This is a genomic window from Protofrankia sp. Cr1 (assembly GCF_963555865.1).
In the GTDB taxonomy this organism is placed as follows: Bacteria; Actinomycetota; Actinomycetes; order Frankiales; family Frankiaceae; genus Protofrankia.
On sequence record NZ_CAUVXO010000300.1, the window covers coordinates 5,887 to 7,496 of the forward strand.

The window sequence follows — 1,610 nt, forward strand, 5'->3', positions numbered from 1 at the left end:
CCGCCGCCGGTCGACTCCCGCCCCTGACGATGAGGACCTGAACGTGACCACAACCTTTCCGGACCAGGCGGCCGGAGGGCCCCCGGCCCCAGTCGGCCCGGCGGCTGCGCAGGTCCGGGCGTCGCCCGCTCGATGGGCGCGGAGTCTTCTGCGCGGCCGGGAAGCCGACCAGCCCTGGGTGCGCCCGGCCCTGCTCACCCTTCTCACCGGGACCGCGCTGCTCTACATCTGGGGTCTGGGGGCCTCCGGATGGGCGAACGCCTTCTACTCCGCCGCCGCCCAGGCCGGTTCGACAAGCTGGAAGGCGTTCTTCTTCGGCTCGTCGGACGCATCGAACTTCATCACCGTGGACAAACCACCGGCTTCACTGTGGGTAACGGATCTCTCCGTACGCATCTTCGGGCTCAACCCGTGGAGCATGCTCGTCCCGCAGGCCCTGGAAGGTGTCGCGGCCGTCGGCGTGCTGTATGCGACGATTCGGCGCTGGTTCTCCCCCGGCGCGGCGTTGCTGGCCGGAGCGGTCTTCGCGCTGACACCGGTCGCGGTGCTGATGTTCAGATTCAACAACCCTGACTCGCTGCTCGTCCTGCTGCTGGTTCTCGGCGCGTACGCGACCGTGCGGGCCGTGGAGAACGCAAGCACCCGCTGGATCGTGTGGGCCGGCGTCTTCGTCGGCTTCGGGTTCCTCGCCAAGATGATGCAGACATTCCTGGTCGTGCCGGCGTTCGCGCTCACCTACCTCCTGGCCGCCCCCACGTCGTTTCGGCGCAGAATCGGCCAGCTCCTGCTCTCCGGCGCTGCGATGATCGTTGCTGCCGGCTGGTGGGTCGCGGCCGTGGAACTCCTGCCGACAAGCTCGCGGCCCTACATCGGCGGCTCCCAGAACAACAGCATCCTCAACTTGATCTTCGGTTACAACGGCTTCGGCCGGCTCAACGGCAACGAGGCCGGCAGCGTCGGCGGGATGGGCGGCGCCGGCGGCGGTCGTTGGGGGGCGACCGGCCTGACCAGGATGTTCAACTCCGAGATGGGTGGGCAGGTCTCCTGGCTCATCCCGGCCGCGCTGATCCTCGGAGTCGGCGCGCTCGCGGTCGGCTGGCGAGCCCCCCGCACGGACCGGACCCGGGCGGCCCTGGTGCTGTGGGGCGGCTGGCTCGTGGTCACGGGCCTCACCCTGAGCCTCGCCCAAGGGATCATCCATCCCTACTACACGGTCGCACTCGCTCCCGCGATCGGCGCCGTCGTCGGCATCGGCGGCACCAGCCTGTGGCGCCGGCGTGACCGGCTCGTCGCCTGCCTCATCCTGGCCGCGGCCCTCGCCGCCACCACCGCGTGGGCGTACGTCCTGCTCAACCGAACGCCCACCTGGCATCCGTGGCTACGGCCGCTGGTAGTCATCCTCGGTGGCGCGGCCGTTGTCGCACTGATCCTCACCCTCATGCTGCCGGCACCGCTGGCTCGCCGCGCCGCCGCGGTACTGGCCGCGGTGAGCATCGTCGCGGGGGTCACCGGGCCGGCCGCCTACGCGGTCGATACAGCCTCCGTCGCGCACAGTGGTGCCATCCCATCCGCCGGCCCCGCGGGCTCCGGTGGCCCCGGCGGGGGCGGCC

At 70.9% G+C, this 1,610-nt stretch carries 1 protein-coding gene; it reads left to right on the plus strand.

Annotated elements, in window-relative coordinates; all coding sequences use genetic code 11:
- Window positions 1-43: 43 nt before the first annotated feature.
- Window positions 44-1,610: ArnT family glycosyltransferase (locus U9980_RS19600; protein WP_322769253.1), on the plus strand; the 1,567-nt coding region annotated here is incomplete at its 3' end.